Origin of the sequence: Nostoc sp. DedQUE04 (assembly GCF_034530995.1) — a bacterium.
GTDB lineage: Bacteria > Cyanobacteriota > Cyanobacteriia > Cyanobacteriales > Nostocaceae > Nostoc.
Genome location: NZ_JAVRCA010000004.1, coordinates 171844 through 190415, shown reverse-complemented (window position 1 = coordinate 190415; position 18572 = coordinate 171844). Strand labels below are relative to the sequence as shown.

The following is an 18572-nucleotide window of genomic DNA, read 5'->3' as shown; positions in this document are numbered from 1 at the left end:
TATGAAGATAAACATCAAGGTCAAAGACAAAGTTGTTACAGCCACTTTGATCGACAGCAAAACCACTCAGGATTTTATTTCCCTGCTGCCATTAACGCTGACTTTAGAAGATTACGCGAGAACTGAAAAAATCAGCGATCTGCCAAAAAAATTATCTACAGAAGATGCATCCCCAGGCAGCGATCCTGCTGTTGGAGATATTGCTTATTACGCTCCCTGGGGGAATTTGGCGATATATTATCGAGATTTTGGATACTCAAACGGACTCGTTATCCTCGGAAAAATAGACGGTGGCATCGAGGCATTTAATGTGCCTGGCTCTGTAGAAGTGACAATCGAGCTTGTTCAATCGTAATAAAAGGGGCGACAGGCTTGTTAAGTAAAGAATTAAAGGAAAAAAATCATGACAACGAACGAGAATGGAAAGTACACAGGAAAAGTTGCGTTTGTGACTGGAGCAGCGAACGGCATTGGTCGAGCTACGGCACTGGCATTTGCCCGTGAGGGCGCTAATGTAGTGGTCGCCGACGTTTCAGAACAGGGCAATCAAGAAACGGCACGCACGATCGAAGAACTCGGCAAACGAGCGATCGCCGTCAAGTGCGATGTGACGCGAACGGAGGACGTGAAGGCGGCTCTTTCCAAGACCATTGAGGCCTTCGGGCGGCTGGACTTTGCCTTCAACAACGCCGGTGTGGAGCAGAAAAAGGCAGCAACAGCCCAAATCGAAGAGTCAGAGTGGGATCGGATCGTAAACATCGATCTGCGCGGCGTTTTTCTGTGTATGAAGTATGAAATTCCGCTGCTACTCAAGCAAGGCGGCGGCGCGATCGTGAACACATCATCGGGTGCTGGGGTCATAGGCATCAAGGGCGGAGCCGCATACACCGCCGCAAAACACGGCGTAATCGGACTCACCAAGTCGGCGGCTCTCGATTATGCCTCGCAGAACATCCGCGTCAACGCCGTTGCCCCTGGTTACATTAACACACCGATGATGGATCGCTTCACTGGCGGCACTGCTGAAGGACGCAAGCAGGTAATCTCGGAGGAGCCGGTCGGACGGATGGGCCAGCCCGAAGAGATTGCCAATGCCGTTGTCTGGCTGTGTTCAGACGCGGCTGCCTTTATCATCGGACACGCCTTGGTCGTCGATGGCGGTCAAACAGTGCAGTGATTGTTCGTCGCCAACTGCCGACTTTGCGGTATTACCAGCTTGGTCGGTCTACAACGGCACGCAGCAGGGTGATCCAGCAAAGTTGGGCGATGCTCTGGTCAAAATCGCCGGGATGGAGAATCCGCCGAAGTTGTTCGTTGCCGGAAGTGATGCCCTTGCCGCGATCGCACCGGCTATCGAGGAACGGTTGCAGGCGACGCGCGCCCATGAAGAGCTATCGAAATCAACAGATGGTTCGTTCTAGCGATCGCGCAAGAAGCATCATCATCAAATCTACGGACATGATGCACATCGCCATTCAGCAACAGATCGATCAAGACTGTGGACTAAATCAGCGATGAACAATACCAGACCCGATCTTGAAGTAGGACAGTTCCGACCTTTAATTCACCTTTAAATCAAAGACAGGAGTTCAAAAAATGCAAAAGCGCAAACTTGGAAACAGTAATCTGGAAGTCTCGGCGATCGGGCTGGGCTGTATGGGAATGAGCTTTTCTTATGGCCCACCCAAAGACACACAAGAGATGATCGCTCTTTTGGGGGCCGCTATCGATCGCGGCATTACATTCTTTGACACCGCCGAGGTCTACGGCCCGTTCCTAAACGAAGAGCTGGTGGGCGAAGCCCTCGCTCCCTTCCGCGATCGAGTGGCGATCGCCACCAAATTCGGGTTCGACATCAGTCCGAATTCCGATCCTCGTGGGATGAAGGGTTCACCCGGATTGAATAGCCGACCGGAGCATATTAAGGAAGTCGTGGAGGGTTCACTCAAGCGACTCAAGGTCGAGGCGATCGACCTCCTTTATCAGCACCGAGTTGACCCGAACGTGCCGATCGAAGACGTGGCAGGAGCGGTGAAAGAACTGATTCAGTCAGGTAAGGTGAAGCACTTTGGACTCTCAGAAGCAGGAGTGCAAACGATTCGTCGCGCCCACGCCGTTCAGCCTGTCACTGCTCTCCAGAGCGAGTACTCACTGTGGTGGAGAAAGCCTGAAGCGGAAGTGATACCGACCCTGGAGGAACTTGGCATCGGCTTTGTCCCCTACAGCCCTTTGGGCAAGGGCTTTCTCACGGGCAAGATCGACGAAAGCACGACTTTTGACAGCTCCGACTTCCGCAGCACCCTGCCTCGCTTCACTAAGGAGGCTCTGAAAGTGAATCAAGCCCTGATCGATCTGCTCGGCAGCATCGCCGAACGGAAGCAGGCGACACCTGCTCAAATCGCGATCGCCTGGCTGCTGGCCCAGAAGCCGTGGATTGTTCCGATTCCAGGCACCACAAAGCTGCATCGCTTGGACGAAAACATCGGGGCAGTCTCAGTTGAACTCACACCCGACGATCTGCGTGACATCGATGACGCCGCCTCCAAAATTGCGGTGCAAGGCGCTCGGTATCCCGAAAAGCTGGAACAAATGACCGATCGTTAAACTGGCACTAAGTTAAGCCGTATAGTAGGCAAGGTAAGGTATGACTGGTTCCCTGCCTCTAGTAGTCTGCCAAGGGAACTTGGCGGGGAAAAGGGGAAGGGGGCCCCACCTTCCCCTTTCCCCTTTCCCCAGTCCTCACAAGCGCATTTTTGGGTTGGCAGACTACTAGCGTTTGTGATGATTTCGCATGGATTTATGAATCTTTTTCCATCGTTCTTTCTCAGCTAATTGCGCCCTTTGGTCTTGTTTGCGGTTAAGGTAGTCAAGTTCTTTTTGTAACTTTTGGTAGCTAAGAAATCTAGAATAATCAAGTTCTCCCTCAGCCAAAGCCTCCTGCACGACACAACCCGGTTCGTTATTATGCTGACAATTTCGGAAATGGCATTCTTGCGCCAAGGTTTCGATGTCTGCAAAAGTTTCTTGCAAACCTTCATCACCCGCCCAAATTTGAATTTCCCGCATTCCTGGAGTATCAATAATTAATCCGCCAGTAGAGAGCAAAATCAACTCACGATGAGTTGTTGTGTGTCTACCTCGGTCATCACCTTGCCGTACTGGTTGCACAACTTGCACAGATGCACCTTGCAGTTGGTTGGTGATGGTGGATTTACCAACACCAGAAGACCCCAACAAAGCAACTGTCTGTCCTGGTTGCAAGTAAGGTTTTAAGGCATCCAATCCTTGATGATTGGTGGCACTTAAAACTACAATTGGTACACCCAAAGCAACTGTTTCTACTTGGGTTAAATACTCTTCCAGAGAATTGCACAAATCTGCTTTATTTAACACAATTACCGGATTTGCACCACTTTCCCAAGCCAGAATCAGATAACGCTCAACTCTTCTTGGATTAAAATCGCCATCCAATCCTGAGACTAAGAAGACTGTATCAATATTCGCTGCAACAATTTGTTCTTCTGTTTTACTACCTACTGTCTTGCGAGAAAATTTGCTTTTCCTGGGTAAAATCTCGTTGATAGTGGCTCGTCCTTCAGATTCTCTGACACTAATCGCAACCCAATCTCCAACGGCGGGAAAATCTTGTGCTTGAGAAGCACGATGCCGCAATTTACCTGAAACTTCTGCTGAAAGTTCCCCTTGTTCGCTATAGAGGGTGTAAGTATTTCTATATTCAATGGCAACCCTAGCAACGCTAAATCCTTGTAAGCGATAGGGTTCAAAACTGCGAGCAAAAAAGTTACTCCAGCCTAAATAATCCAAATTCATTGATGTTTCCTCGATGTGTGCTACTTGTTTTGCACAAGGTTCCACAGAGGAAGACACTTCTATGCAGGAGAACTCCCCGCACCAGAATGTCTGTGAATTCTAGTTTTCATTCCTGTAGAAAAGAGGACTGAACAGAATCTCTGCGCCTTGCGTTCTTTGAGTTGAGATGGTCAAAGTAACCCGGACTGCTAGTAATTCAGTCATAGTTCGTCCTCCTTATGTACTACAGTAAATAATCTACATTACTACATTAGCCTATTCCAGAAAATTGTTTAAATTATGCAATTTTAACTTTGATATTTATCGCGTCTTGAAAGACCAATGCACAAGTTTGCACATTATCAAAACAATTTTGGTAAAAAATATCTTTTCATCTTTCACCAACTTCTAGCGAAAGAAAGAGTTTGAGGCTGAGTATCTCTGTAATCATGAATGCGGATAAGTGTTTACCTGCTAAATAACTGATATGCCGCAATATTTCGGAAAATTACCCACCACAAACCAAGCTTGGACAACTGTTAGCAATGTAAAATCTGTAAACTGGGAAAATAATATTGTTAATTTTGACTGTGGCGACTCACGCCTGACCATCAGCGTACTTACTCCAAATTTAATCCGCGTGCGTTTCGCACCAAATGGGGAATTTATGCCCCGCCGCTCTTGGGCAGTGACGCCAGATGATGCAGAATGGGCAATAACACCTTTTGCAGTGCGCGAAACTGAAGCAACAATCGAAATTGAAACAGCACAGATTCGTGTGTGCGTTCAGCGGGAAAAGTGTCGCATCGCCTGTTTTGACAAAGCTAATCGTCCCTTCGCCCAAGATGCAGATATGGGAATGGGTTGGCGGATGGGTGCAGTTGCAGGGTGGAAGGAAATTGCAGCCGACGAACATTTTTATGGCTTTGGCGAACGTACTGGCTTTCTGGATAAACTCAGCGAAGTAAAAACTAACTGGACAACGGATGCCTTAGATTATGATTCGCTGACTGATGAAATGTACCAGGCAATTCCATTTTTTATGGCTTTGCGTCCGCAAGTAAGCTATGGCATCTTTTTCAACACCACTTTTTGGAGTCAGTTCGATATCGGTGCTGAACAACCAGGTATTTGGAAGATGGAAACTCGTGGCGGTGAATTGGATTATTACATTATTTACGGCCCCGAACCAGCCCAAATCCTGGAGACTTACACTCAACTAACTGGGAGAATGCCATTACCGCCGAAATGGGCGCTAGGTTATCATCAATGCCGTTGGAGTTACGAATCAGAAAACGTTGTGCGAGAACTAGCAAAGGAATTTCGTCAACGCCGCATTCCCTGCGATGTTATTCACTTGGATATTGACTATATGCGGGGCTATCGAGTGTTTACTTGGAGTCCTCAACGTTTCTCCAATGCGGCAAAACTCATTAGTGATTTAGCAAAGGATGGTTTCAAAACAGTCACAATTATCGATCCTGGTGTGAAGTATGAACCAGAAGGTAATTATCATGTTTTTGACGAAGGAGTAGAAAACGACTATTTTGTGCGTAAAGCTGATGGTACGTTGTTTCACGGCTATGTTTGGCCTGAGAAAGCTGTTTTTCCTGATTTTTTACGTCCAGATGTGAGCAACTGGTGGGCTGATTTACACAAAAGCTTAACTGATATTGGTGTGGCAGGAATTTGGAATGATATGAATGAACCTGCCATAAACGATCGCCCTTTCGGCGATGATGGTGAAAAGATTTGGTTTCCCCTAGATGCACCGCAGGGAGGACAAGGGGACAAGGGGACAAGGGGACAAGGGGACAAGGGAGATATCCCTGCATCTTTTTCAACCCATACAGAAGTGCATAATTTGTATGGGTTGATGATGGCTAAAGCTTGTTATGAAGGGTTACGACGGCATCGAAGTTCACAGCGATCTTTTGTGTTAACGCGATCGGGTTATGCTGGTGTGCAACGCTGGTCTTCTGTGTGGATGGGAGATAACCAATCGTTGTGGGAGCATTTAGAAATGTCTCTGCCGATGCTTTGTAACATGGGACTTTCGGGTGTGGGATTTGTGGGTTGCGATATTGGCGGGTTTGCTGGTAACGCCACTGCTGAATTATTCGCTCGGTGGATGCAGGTAGGAATGCTTTACCCATTGATGCGCGGTCACTCGGCAATGTCTACTGCTCGTCATGAACCTTGGGTATTTGGCGATCGCGTTGAAAATATCTGTCGAGAATATATTAATCTACGTTACCAGTTACTTCCCTATATCTACAGTCTTTTTTGGGAAGCGGCAACAACGGGCGCACCGATTTTAAGACCATTATTATACCACTTCCCCAACGATCCGAAAACCTATAGCCTCTACGATCAAGTGTTGCTAGGTGCATCGCTGATGGCTGCACCAATTTACCGCCCTGGAGTTGAGCATCGAGCTGTCTACTTACCCGCTGGCACTTGGTATGATTGGTGGAGTGGCGATCGCTATGAAGGCCCGATTCACATTCTTGCTCATGCACCATTAGAAAGAATGCCACTGTATGTCCGTAGCGGTGCGATCGTTCCTATGCAACCTGTCAGCCAATACGTTGATGAATCGCCACTCGACGAGATTCGGTTACGAATTTGGCCTGGTAACAACGAATATCAGTTATTTGAAGATGATGGACAGACAAGCAAGTATCAAGATAATAACCACTCAATAACTAACATCCGTGTATTTACCCAGGCAAGCCAAACAGTAGTGGAAATTGCAGCAAGAGTTGGAAAGTGGACACCTCCAACACGCGAAGCGATCGTAGAACTTGTAGGTGTTGGAGAGCAACGCTTTCAAGATGACGGTAAGCGACATAGCTTACAATTCTGAAATACTCGTAAAGGTGGTTTTTGAGCCACCATTATTTCCTACTTGAAATTATGCAAGCAAGAAAAAATATGCATAGAGGTAGATGAAAAAGTAGCCGAAGTGTAACCTACAATACAAAGAACATCAATGATTAGCTCGTAAGAAATACGTAAGTTTACCACGCTAGATAGATGCGGTTAGAGAACACTCAATGTTAAATATTAACCGCTTGCGGCTGCAAGATAGATTTAAAATCTCTACAAATGCACTTGTGGCAAGAGTCGCAAGTGCGATCGCTGTTTTTGTTGGTAGCTTGGTATTAGTTGGCTGGTGTCTTGGAATTGAGGTTCTTAAGCGCGGCTTCCCTGGTAGTCCTGCCACGATGAAAGTCAACACGGCGTTGTGTTTTGTGTTGTCTGGTGTGTCACTGTGGCTATTTTTCAAAGATGAGCAGGGGAGCAGGGGAGCAGGGGAGCAGGGGAGGCAGTGCGGTCTTGGGGGTTTCCCCCAGGAGCAACTGCCGTCGAGCAGGGGGGAAAGAAGAATTCAAAATTACCCGCATAGTTCCACAGCCTCCTTGCCCGTACTTACTTTTCTCATCTCTCAGGTCTGTGCAATAGCTGTCACCACAATTGCGGCGCTTACTCTATGTCAATATATATTCGGTTGGAATCTGGGCATTGATGAGTTGGTGTTTTGTGATTCGCGAACTAGTCTAGCGACATTGCATCCGGGGCGGATGGGGGTGAACACAGCACTGAACTTTATACTAGTCAGTGTCGCCCTACAGATTCTGATTCATCCAAAAACCCACCGCAGTTATTGGTATGCCCAAATTATTACTCTGATTGCTACTTTAATTTCCTTTCAGGCGCTGATGGGCTATGCCTACCAAGTGAAAGTTCTTTACGGACTCGCCCCTTATACAACATCAATGGCGTTACACACGGCGCTGTTGTTCTTATTACTAAGTATAGGGATTCTGTGGGCGCGGGCAGAACATGGCTTAATGAGGGTAGTTACAAGTGATAGTTACGGCGGCTTACTTGCACGTCGTTTACTAGTTGCCGCGATCGCAGTACCTTTTATATTAGGATGGGTAATTGTCGAAGGTCAACGGGCAGGACAATACGATCCGGCATTTGCAATATCGGTATTTGCGATCGTTCTGATTGTAATTTTTACTATTTTGATTTGGCAAAGTGCCAGGGTTATTGAACGCCTCAGCTATCAACGCGACCTTGCCCAAAAAGCACTGAGAACCTACGAAGCTAAACTAGGAAGTTTTGTAGATGCTAACGTCATCGGTATTCTCTTTAGCGATGTGTATGGCGGTATCCAGCAAGCAAACGACGAATTCTTGAGGATGATTGGTTACGCGCGGGAGGATTTGTTAACTGGTAAGTTCAGTTGGCGCAATATCACACCACCAGAGTATTTATATTTAGACGAACAAGGTATCGCTGAAGCCCAAGGAAACACCGACGCTGCTTGTACGCCCTACGAGAAAGAATTTATTCGCAAGGATGGTAGCCGTATCCCGATTTTAGTTGGTTACGTGCTGCTAGGAGAAAACCGCGAAGAGTCAGTAGCCTTTATCCTCGACTTGAGCGAACGCAAACAAGCAGAAGCAGAACAACAAAAATTAGCATTGCTGGTAGAAAATAGCTCTGACTTTATCGGCATTGCCACCCTTGAGGGTCAATTACTCTACATAAATGATGCAGGTCAAAAGTTGGTAGGGTTTGCCAACCTGAATGAAGTCAGGCAAAAAGCAGTATTAGATTACTTCATGCCCAAAGACAAAGCCTATTTTCAAAAATATATACTGCCGACTGTACTATCAGAAGGGCGCTGGCAGGGAGAATTTTGCTTCCGGCATCTCCAAACAGGTCAACCGATACCAGTTGATTACAATATCTTCACTGTTACAGATAACAAAACAGGTCAGCCAATTGCCTTAGCAACTGTGACTCGCGACATCAGCGAGCAAAAGCAGACCCAGGAACAAATCTTACAGCTAAACAGGGATCTACAGCGCCGCATAACTGAATTACAAACTTTGTTGGAGGTCATTCCTATTGGAATTGGCATTGCCGAAGATCCAAAATGCCAAAATATTAAGGTCAACCTTTCTTTTGCGAAGCAGTTGGGGATATCGTCAGATACAAATGCCTCCCTCAGTGCTGACTTGGACGAAAGACCAACAAGCTTTAAAATCTATCGCCAGGGAAGGGAACTGTCAACAGAAGAACTCCCAATGCAGTACTCTGCTGCTCATGGTGTCGAAGTTCTGGATTGTGAACTTGATGTCGTCCATGAAAATGGCAAAATCGTCAACTTGTTGGAGTACGTTGCACCCTTGTTTGACGAAGAGGGTAAAACCAGAGGAAGCGTTGGCGCATTTTTAGATATTACGGAGCGCAAACAGGCAGAGGAAGTACTCCTAAAGCAGCAAAAATGGCTAGAGAATGTGTTAAATCTGATGCCAAGACCATTGCTGTTTATCGAACCAGGAACGGCGCGGGTAACTTTTGCCAATCGCTCTGCTGACGAATTAGCTGGGGGCGAATTTCCCAAAGGGATACCCGCCGAAGATTATCACACAGCTTACTACTATACAGATGCAGCTGGCGATCGCATCCCCAATGAACTTATGCCAGGAGTGCGGGTTGCCCGTGGCGAAAGCCTGAATGGATTGGAGGTGGACTGGCATACTCCCGCTGGCGTGCGCTCTCTACTAGTATTTGCTGATACCTTACCAGCAATGCACGGTCATCCGGCTACCTGTATCTTAGTGTTCCAAGAAATCAGCAACCTCAAGACTGCACAAAAAGCCCTCTCATTAAGTTACAAAAGGTTAAAGCTACTATTTGACACAGCCAATGATTTATTATCGAGTCAGCAACCAGTAGTACTAATCGATAGCGTCTACCAAAAACTAAGAGACCAAATTGGTTTAGATATTTACTTTAACTATTTGGTTGAGGATAACTCTCAGGTAATGCGGCTAGAGTCTTACAGCGGCTTTTCCCCAGAACTAGCAAACCAAATCGAATCCTTGGAATTTACTGAGGCGGTTTGTGCGACTGTCGCCCATGAGCGTTATGCGATTGCTCTAGAGAATGTGCAGCAATCAATTGACCCGAAAACAGAATTGATTCGTTCTTTTGGAATTACAGCTTATTATGCATACCCATTAATAGCCCAAGGACGGTTATTAGGTACTCTTTCTTTTGGCAGCCGCACTCGGTTAAGCTTCACCGACAATCAAAAAGGGATGATGCAAGCAGTATGCGACCAAATAGCGATCGCAATGGAACGGGCTAGTTTAATTGCTTCTTTGCAACAACAAACTGAGCAGTTACAACAAGCCAACCGGATGAAGGATGAGTTTCTAGGAATATTATCCCATGAATTGCGATCGCCCCTCAATGCCATCCTTGGCTGGGCGCAATTACTGCAACGAAGCAAGCTCAGTGATAGCCAAATGGCTAGAGCAACGGAGACAATTGAACGCAACGCCAAAGCGCAAACCCAGTTAATTGAAGACTTACTGGATATATCGCGGATGAGTAGAGGCCAGTTACGCCTCAATGTCCGTACTTGTAATTTGGTTCCCATCATTGAGTCAGCCATCAAGACTGTTAGTTTAGCCGCCCAATCCAAGGAAATCGATTTGAGATTTTCCCTAATTTCCTCAAAAGCAACACCAAATTCAGATTGGGAATTAGGAGTTAATCGCGAAAATCTCGAATTTCCAGCAGCACAATCTCAAACTAATCAACATTCCAATGACAGCAAGCCGAGTGAAAATTCTCAATATTTAGTTTCCGGGGATTTCGAGCGCTTACAACAAATTATCTGGAATCTGCTATCCAATGCCATCAAATTTACACCCGTTGGCGGAAGGGTAGAGTTGCAATTGTCAGTGGTTAGTGGACAAGAAAAACAACAGACAACGGATAAATATGCCCAAATTCAGGTGATTGATACAGGCATTGGTATCAGTTCTGATTTTCTTCCTTACGTTTTCGATCGCTTTCGTCAAGCTGATAGTTCTAGCACTAGAATCTATGGTGGATTAGGACTAGGATTAGCGATCGTCCGTCATTTAGTAGAATTACATGGCGGTACTGTCCGCGCAGATAGCCCAGGCAAAGAACAAGGAGCGACGTTTACCGTCAAACTACCACTTCTGAAGAATGCCCACCTCGGCTCTTTTGCCCCTCTGCCCCCACCCCCTGGAGTTTAGTCAGCGACATCAGTATGCCCCACAAGGATGTGAGAACAAAAGAGAATTCCAGCCGCAACGTTAACAGATGATGCTATTACGAAAGACCAATTATTATTGTAGAGACGGCGATTCATCGCGTCTCTTGCCTTAACCGAAGAGTATTAGGACGGAATTAGAAATGGGGCATTGGGGAATATGAATTAAATTCACCCCTATGTCTCCTAGAGAAAGAGGTTCGTTGCCTTATCTATATTTTCATGAATCAAATAGGACTACGATAATGTCCGAATAATTGAGTTTTGATTCCCATAGTAATTAGCCACTTTCTTACTAAGTGCCTTAATTGAAGTAGCCTCTTCTACTTATCGAGACTCAGCAGGTTGTTGCAGGCGTAATAGGGTATTGTAAACCTGCCTTTTTAAGATCGTATTATTTTGTAGTTCTATAGTAATTTTATTGAACTGTTCAAATTTTAAACCATTATCTTCGACAATTTTTTGAGCGTGGTTACAGTAGTTGACTGCGATATCTTGAGCCTTCTTTGGAAGACCATTTATGCTATTAGAATCGTTGCAAACAATTTGGGGGATTTCTCCATTGCCAATAAGTTTTTTAATTTCTTCAAAAGCATTTTGACGGGCTGGCTCCATTGCTAGCACGGCTTGAGCGTAACTGTCGATTTCAGTATTGTTAACTATTGGTGCTGGAGTTTGAGCGTTAGCTTTAGAACTCAATGAAAAACCGTTAGAAATCACACTTACAGTAGCGATCGCACCGAACAATAACGATCGCGACAGGGTTCGCTTTCGGCCAGTTCGGGAAAATAAATCAGAAATTTTCTTCATATAGTGTATGACACGAAACTACATCAGGGATATTATAAGAACTTTGAATTATTTTCAGAGTTGGAAGTTCCAGGAACTGCTCAATAGATTAAGCTTTTATATTTGATTGTCAATTTCCTCGGCATACTTGACAAAGTTCGATAACTTTAGTCTGGAGTGTTAACATTTCTGATGCTCCTTGCTTAAGGCTAACCTCTAATTCCAGCAGTAGGGGTAAGCAAAAGATTAACTGTTGCACAGAAAGCAGCTTAATTTCTTGCTGCAAGAAGTAAATTCGTTTGGGATTACCGATATCAGCGGCAACAGCGATCGCTTGTTGATTCCGTTCCCCACTTTCTATCATAATCTTCACCCACAGCCAGGTGCGAAATTGTCCAATCAGTGTCGCAACTATCCGTAATCCCGGCTCGGAAGCATTGCTCAAATCTGCTAGTGTTGTCAAAGCTTTACCTGTATCTCCTGTTCTGATTGCTGCTGCTAATTGTAAGCTATTTTGGGTAGTATTTCTTACTAACTTTGTAACAGTATCTGTGTCTAAAGGCTGATTGCTATCTTGGACATATAGCCGTAATTTCTCTAACTCATTGTAAAGGAGCCGTGTATCATTTCCTACGGCTTCTGCCAACAGATGGGAAGTATTGGCAGTCAGTTTCACGCCTACAGTCTGGGCTGCTTGATTAACAGATTGCACCAGTAATTCTGTTTTCCAAGGTGGGATAAGAGGAAATTCTCGGAATTCGGTAGCAAACTGTTTTAACAATTTCGTGGATTTGAGGCGTTCATCTGGCTTATTGCGGCTGGTGAGCAATAAAAATGAGTTTTCGGGAATGACACTTAGCGATCGCCCCAATTCTGCCAACACATTCTCAGGACAGTGCTGACACAGAGTGGTGTTTATCAGCCATACCAAACGCCCACCAGCGCCAAAAGTAGGCGTCATCACTTGATTTAACGCCTGGATAGCAGCATCAGCTCGATCTGGGGAGAATGCAGTGTAATTAAAACTTGTCCATTGAGGATCGAGGACGCGATCGCGCAAAAGTGCGATCGCCTTTTCCATCGCAAAATCATCTTCACCCCAGTAAACATAGATTGGCATAGATAAACCTCTTAGTAGATGGGCATTAGGAGTCCTGAGTTAGGAGTTAAGAGTTAGGAGTTTTGTTTACCCCCTTGTCCATACGTGTCAACTTAACGCAAAACCCCTTGTCCGCCGGGAATTGAAATTCCCGTCTCATCGCTAAAGTCATCTGAAGATGACTAAATATCGCCAAAAATCTCCAATCTACTTCAGTAGACTTAAGCTAAAAGCCGGAAAATTTATTTCTGGGCGGGCATGGAAGCCAACAGATAAGCTATTTCCAGCTGAAGTTGACACCTATGCCCCTTGTCCCCCTATCTCCCTCATCTCCCCATTCCCCATTCGCAAAAATTAAATACTTTTGAAATCATTCTCTTAATCAAGGTAATTTTCCCTAAAATCTATCAAGTGAGAGCGTGAGGCTATGAAGATTGGACGACAACTATCAAACTTACTTAAATCGGTTAGCAAGACTGACGCTGCCAGAAGCCTACAGATCCCAAGCCCAGCATATTCAGGAATCTTCTAAATTTCAGCTACATTCTGGGTTGAGACAAGCGGCATCCTTTCCTGGCTATACGCTAATTACCCCGCCGGCAGAAGAAGAATCACACAATTCTGCTTTCTATGCCAAATTACAGACTTATCAACAGGAACTTTTGCAGTTGCCTGTAAACCGTAATTTGATTGTACCTGTACCTCCTGCTAGCTTCCATCTGACTTTAGCGGATTTAATTTGGGACAATGCTTACCTTGATGCCTACGAAAAAAATCCTAAATTTGACGAGGAGTTACACTCTTGTTTAGCTGAAATATTTCAAAAATATCAACAATTGATGACAAACAGAAGTCATCCAATTAAATGGCAAATGCTGGGACTAATACTGATGCCAAGAGCCATAGCCATTTGTTTAGTCCCCCAAGATGAACGTTGTTACGAGGAAATTATTCAATTTCGTCGAACAATTTATCAAAATCCCAAGTTAATTGCCTTGGGTATTGAGCAGCATTATCACTTCACAGCCCATGTTACATTAGCCTATTTTGGGGAGGTTTCATCTGACCTAGACCGGATAAATTTCAGCACTATACTTTCTCAATTGAATGAACAATGGCTGTTGAATTTGCCAGAATTCTCGATCGATCGTGTTGAATTACGAAAGTTTGACAACATGACACGCTATTATCGTGAATCAGACTGGCCGATTTTGGATTTTTAAGTAATTAGTTAGTAGTCAGTAGTTTCCATTCACTGGCTACTGACTACTCATTATCAATCAGCTTAAAATTTCGGTTGTTGATAACCGAGGTAAATTGCTTCTAAAAAAACATCAGGCGTAACAGCTTCTGGCAATTTTTCTAAATTAATAATAGCTTTAACTTGCTCGGCTAGCTTTAGAGATAGTGAGGTTCTTGCCTTTAACGACATTGCACCGCGTCGCTGTAAATACTCACGAATCACAGCAAAATCATCTGGCATCAATTGCGAGAAATCAGCAATTTCGATTAACTGTTCATGAAGTCCTTTTGCCTGTTCCGAAATTATCAATCTTGCAGATGCAGTCGGTGTTTGGGCTTGAATGACAATTGTGCCAGCAGCCAAATCACCTAAGCGCTTTTCGCGGCTACCCAACATAATTAAAAAAGCACCGATAAACAAAGTTTCATCAAAGGGTCGCAGTAAAGCACGTAGTGTTGCTTGTTGTAGCCCGATCAGTCTACCATCATCTCGAACTACACGAATTTTGGCAAACCGTTTACCAGGAGTTTCCCCAAACCATAGGGTTTCAAAAAATACAAAATAGCCGATGTAAATTGCAAAGGCGATAATGAAGAAAATTGCTAACAACCAAATATCTAAACTTGGTAATTTAGCAAAAAAGTATTCAACAAAATTTAACAGCTGTGTCGAGAAGATACTCCAGGTAAGGACAAACAGAAGCAAAGTTACACCCAACACTGTATAGTCAATCAGGAGTGCCAAAGCTCGATTCCCGATTCCTGCTAGAGTGAATTCCAACTCTACACTTTCTGGAGTCTGGAATGTAATGCGATTAAAAAAGCGCATATTTTAACTAATTCAAAATTAATAGAGTTGGATTAAGATGTTGAGTTAACGAAAATCTTGCGAGGGAGGTTCTCGTAATTGCAAACCTAGACCTTCACGCCGACTACGCAAGTCCAAGTATAAAACAGCTTTTAGTGCTTGCCAAAATGGCATGACTAAAACTCCACCGATCAAACTGCCAATCACAGAAATAATATACACAATCGAGTAAATAGCAGTACCAGGCTCAAGTTTAATTAGGAATAAGCTAGGTATATAGTTTAATACAAACACCAACGGCATTGTCACGATAAAAGCAACTAAAACAATGCCTTGAATGCGAAAGACTGAGGCTTTAGTTAACTCCCAACTTCTGGCAACACTTTCGCCACCATTGATATTTTCCTCAACTGCTAAGGGTACTTCAGCTACTATCCAACGGGAGTAGAACCAGGTTAGTCCTAACAATATAATGCCTGCCGTTACAATTATTACCAATGTGGTTATGACTATAACGCCTGAAGTACCTAATATTCCTCCTAATGCTACTCCGATCAAGCTAGCTACTACACCGCCCACGATCGCTAATCCAATATAAATTAGCAGTAAATATATACCTACTTGCAAACCAACTCTTAAAAATGACCAAAGGCGTGGATTAATATGGCTCCTGGCAGTTTGAACACCTTCAGGTTGGTAAATCAATTCTCCAAAAGCCAAGCGTGAAATGAGTCCAGAAATGGCTGCATATTTTGCCCAACCATACACAGGAACCAGAACCCACAAGTGCGCGATCGCAGCTAGGTTAAGATAAGTCTTCAAATGAGAACGATACAACCGTACCGCAGCACTGACAACGTTACCGATACTCAGTGGTTGTATCTGGCCGGAAGATCCAAAGTTTTCAGACATAATGCTAAATTTCCCTTGAAATTACGGAGATCAATTTGAGGCTATCTTAAGCTAAGTTAAACTCAGTGTTCCCAAAATTCATGAATATTCAACGTTGGATTGCGCGACGAGAACCTAATTGGCAGCGTTTGGATGCTTTATTAAGGCAGATAGAAAAAAAAGGGTTAAAGTCCTTACGGGCAGCAGAAATTAGAGAGTTAGCGAGTTTGTATCGTTCCGTAGCCGCAGATTTGGCACGCGCCCGCACTCAGCAAATCGGCAATACTTTAATCCAAAGTTTACAATCTTTAACAACTCGTGCTTACACGCAGATTTACCAAGGTTCGCGGCGGCAGGAATGGCAGGCAATCTTAGAATTTTATCGTTGGGGATTACCATCTGTAGTCCAGAAAACATTTGTATATATTGCTATGGCAACGGCGCTATTTCTACTAGGCGCACTAGTGGCTTGGTGGTATTCTTGGCAAAACCCCAGCTTTATGCCTTTGATTGTACCTGAAAGCTTGATTACCAAAGTGCGAGATGAGCATAAATTATGGATGGGTTCAATTGTTGGTGTTGAACCTTTGGCATCCAGCGGCATCGCAATCAATAATTTGTCGGTGTCTTTTGGGGCTGTTGCTGGTGGTATGACAGGTGGAGCATACACAGCCTATTTGATGGTATTTAATGGTTTATTAATTGGTGCTGTTAGTACTTTAGTCGGTCAAAATAATCTGGCTTATCCTTTTTGGGCCTTTGTATTTCCGCATGGTTCTTTGGAGTTACCTGCAATCTTTTTTGCTGGGGGTGCGGGATTTTTATTAGCAAGAGCAATTTTATTTCCTGGTAAATATCGCCGTGGAGATGCACTGAAATTTTATGGATATCAGGCAGTGCAGCTAGTATTTGGGATTGTACCAATGTTAATTCTTGCTGGTGCGATCGAAGGTTTTTTCTCCCCTAATCCTAATGTACCTGAGCCGATTAAATATCTAGCAGGGATAGGATTATTTATACTTTTGGTAATGTATTGTAGCCGCAAGCAAACATAAAATAATTTAGATTCAGAAAGCGTTGAGCTTTTGACCTCAAATCAAAATTATTCTTCATCCACGTCCACAACCATCATTGCTAATTCTTCCATTTGGCAAAATGGTATTGCAGAGAATGGCATCACGAAGGTTCCCGATAATGGCATTTCTAAGATTGGCATTACTGAGGTCGGCATTCTCAAAGTTGGTGCCGTCCAAATCAGCACCACTGAGGTCAGCCCCTATAAAAATAGCGTATTCTAAGTTGGCATTCAGCAAAATAGCACCACTGAGGTTAGCACCCATCAAGTTGACACGAGCCAAATCTACATCAGTCAGGTCAGCATTTCTGAGGTCAGATCCACTAAGGTTGATATCTCTCAGGCCGGATCTGATCAAGCAAGCACCTCTCAAGTCAATATCGGTAAAATTAGTCTCTCCAGCATTCAAACGACTGAAAAATTCTTCAACATTCATACCTTAACTCCCGCATCCCTTTCTATCATAAACTTTATTGGATTTAAGCATATCTTAAAGTGTTGCTTATCAATTGTTAAATAAGCTTTAACCATACAAAATGTAGCCTATTTAAGACTGGAATTCCAGCAGTAAAATATTCCTTTAATCAGAGGCAATATGATTTTTTCGATCGCCATATTGAATCGTGTCGTTGCTACTTCAATGGTGACAACTTCTGTTGCACTTAGTCCATTTTTTGGTGCGATCGCACAAGCTGAAACTCTCAATGGTGCAGGAGCAACTTTCCCAGCTCCGCTTTACGAACGCTATGCTCGTGAAGTGAAGAAGAAATATCCAGACTTGAAAATTAACTACCAAGCAATTGGTAGTGGTGGTGGTATTCGTCAAGTCATCGCTGGAACCGTTGACTTTGGTGGTAGTGATGCTGCAATGAAAGATGATGAAATTGCTAAAGTCAAGAATGGTGCAATTTTAGTACCTACAGCAGGCGGTGCTGTTTCTGTTGTTTACAATCTTCCAGGCGTTAACAATCTCAAATTATCCCGCGCTACACTACCAGCAATTTATTCAGGTCAAATTACCAAATGGAATGACGCGAAAATTAAAGCTGATAATCCAGGCGCTAATCTACCAAATCAAACAATTAAATTTGCTGTTCGTGCTGATGGTAGCGGTACAACTTTCATTTTTACAAATCACTTAAGTGCCATCAGCGGTTATTTTAAAGGCAGAGTTGGAACTAACACTGCTCCAAAATGGAATCTGCCAAATGTCCTCAAAGGCAAAGGAAATCCAGGTGTAGCTGCTATAGTAGCTCGTACTCCTGGTTCTATTGGTTATGTAGAATATAGCTACGCTGTCAAAAACAATCTGAAATCAGCACTGGTACAAAATAAGAACGGAGAATTTGTTGCTCCTTCTTTAGAATCTGCAAATGCAGCTTTATCAACTGTCACTTTCCCAGACAACTACCGCGTTTTTATAGGAGATCCAGGACAAGGTTATCCCATTGTCGGTCTTACTTGGATAATGGTTTACAAACAGTATGCTAATGCTGCTAAAGCTGATGCAATCAAAAAATGGATTAATTGGGTATTAAAAGACGGTCAACAGTATAACGATGACCTTAACTACACCAAAATTCCATCTGATGTAGCAAATCGAGTGCTTCAGACAGTGAATAGTTCTGTCAAGCCTTAATTTACAATTTTTAAGACTTACGCATAAGAAATCCCTCTATTCCCTTAAAAAGGAAAGAATGCTTTGAATATATCCCCCTTTTAAGAGGTTTAGGGGGAT

15 protein-coding genes are annotated in these 18572 nt (G+C 44.0%); 9 read left to right on the top strand and 6 right to left on the bottom strand.

The window, feature by feature from the left end; translation table 11 throughout:
• The first annotated feature begins 1 nt into the window (after position 1).
• The 4 genes from RM049_RS04460 (at position 2) to RM049_RS04445 (ending at position 2604) form a co-directional block, all read left to right on the top strand.
• Positions 2–355, top strand: coding sequence for a cyclophilin-like fold protein (locus RM049_RS04460; RefSeq protein WP_322703312.1), 354 nt, complete (start codon positions 2–4; stop codon positions 353–355).
• A 48-nt stretch (positions 356–403) separates the two neighbouring features.
• A complete protein-coding gene (locus RM049_RS04455; protein ID WP_322703311.1) occupies positions 404–1177 on the top strand; it encodes an SDR family oxidoreductase in 774 nt (257 codons plus the stop codon).
• Positions 1155–1421 carry a hypothetical protein gene (locus RM049_RS04450; RefSeq protein WP_322703310.1) on the top strand — a complete coding sequence of 89 codons (267 nt, stop codon included), beginning with the start codon at positions 1155–1157 and terminating at the stop codon, positions 1419–1421. The genes RM049_RS04455 and RM049_RS04450 overlap by 23 nt, the downstream gene beginning before the upstream one ends.
• A 175-nt stretch (positions 1422–1596) precedes the next feature.
• Positions 1597–2604 (top strand): aldo/keto reductase, encoded by a 1008-nt coding sequence (locus RM049_RS04445; protein WP_322703309.1) that lies wholly within the window; start codon positions 1597–1599, stop codon positions 2602–2604.
• A 165-nt stretch (positions 2605–2769) separates the two neighbouring features.
• Here the strand turns inward: RM049_RS04445 and rsgA are convergent, their stop codons facing one another.
• On the bottom strand, positions 2770–3831 hold the full coding sequence (gene rsgA, locus RM049_RS04440; RefSeq protein WP_322703308.1) for a ribosome small subunit-dependent GTPase A: 1062 nt from the start codon (positions 3829–3831) through the stop codon (positions 2770–2772).
• A 466-nt stretch (positions 3832–4297) separates the two neighbouring features.
• On the opposite strand from rsgA, the gene RM049_RS04435 reads away from it, so the two are divergent.
• A complete protein-coding gene (locus RM049_RS04435; protein WP_322703307.1) occupies positions 4298–6679 on the top strand; it encodes a glycoside hydrolase family 31 protein in 2382 nt (793 codons plus the stop codon).
• Positions 6680–6869: 190 nt separating this feature from the next.
• Positions 6870–10913: a PAS domain S-box protein gene (locus RM049_RS04430; protein WP_322703306.1), complete on the top strand. Its 4044-nt coding sequence runs from the start codon at positions 6870–6872 to the stop codon at positions 10911–10913.
• A gap of 344 nt (positions 10914–11257) precedes the next feature.
• Here the strand turns inward: RM049_RS04430 and RM049_RS04425 are convergent, their stop codons facing one another.
• A complete protein-coding gene (locus RM049_RS04425; RefSeq protein WP_322703305.1) occupies positions 11258–11740 on the bottom strand; it encodes a DUF4168 domain-containing protein in 483 nt (160 codons plus the stop codon).
• Positions 11741–11849: 109 nt separating this feature from the next.
• Positions 11850–12839 (bottom strand): DNA polymerase III subunit delta, encoded by a 990-nt coding sequence (gene holA, locus RM049_RS04420; protein ID WP_322703304.1) that lies wholly within the window; start codon positions 12837–12839, stop codon positions 11850–11852.
• A gap of 413 nt (positions 12840–13252) precedes the next feature.
• Here holA and RM049_RS04415 point away from each other — a divergent pair, with 413 nt between their 5' ends.
• Entirely contained in the window at positions 13253–14041 is a 789-nt protein-coding gene (locus RM049_RS04415; protein ID WP_322703303.1) for a DUF1868 domain-containing protein, read from the top strand.
• Between the two features lie 62 nt (positions 14042–14103).
• Here the strand turns inward: RM049_RS04415 and RM049_RS04410 are convergent, their stop codons facing one another.
• Both RM049_RS04410 and RM049_RS04405 read right to left on the bottom strand, forming a co-directional pair.
• Positions 14104–14889: an RDD family protein gene (locus RM049_RS04410; protein ID WP_322703302.1), complete on the bottom strand. Its 786-nt coding sequence runs from the start codon at positions 14887–14889 to the stop codon at positions 14104–14106.
• Between the two features lie 45 nt (positions 14890–14934).
• Positions 14935–15780: a hypothetical protein gene (locus RM049_RS04405; RefSeq protein ID WP_322669954.1), complete on the bottom strand. Its 846-nt coding sequence runs from the start codon at positions 15778–15780 to the stop codon at positions 14935–14937.
• 80 nt (positions 15781–15860) lie between these two features.
• On the opposite strand from RM049_RS04405, the gene RM049_RS04400 reads away from it, so the two are divergent.
• Positions 15861–16814: a stage II sporulation protein M gene (locus RM049_RS04400; protein WP_322703301.1), complete on the top strand. Its 954-nt coding sequence runs from the start codon at positions 15861–15863 to the stop codon at positions 16812–16814.
• A gap of 54 nt (positions 16815–16868) precedes the next feature.
• Here the strand turns inward: RM049_RS04400 and RM049_RS04395 are convergent, their stop codons facing one another.
• Positions 16869–17270: a pentapeptide repeat-containing protein gene (locus tag RM049_RS04395; protein WP_322703300.1), complete on the bottom strand. Its 402-nt coding sequence runs from the start codon at positions 17268–17270 to the stop codon at positions 16869–16871.
• A 159-nt stretch (positions 17271–17429) separates the two neighbouring features.
• Here RM049_RS04395 and pstS point away from each other — a divergent pair, with 159 nt between their 5' ends.
• Positions 17430–18473 (top strand): phosphate ABC transporter substrate-binding protein PstS, encoded by a 1044-nt coding sequence (gene pstS / locus RM049_RS04390; protein ID WP_322703299.1) that lies wholly within the window; start codon positions 17430–17432, stop codon positions 18471–18473.
• Positions 18474–18572 lie beyond the last annotated feature (99 nt).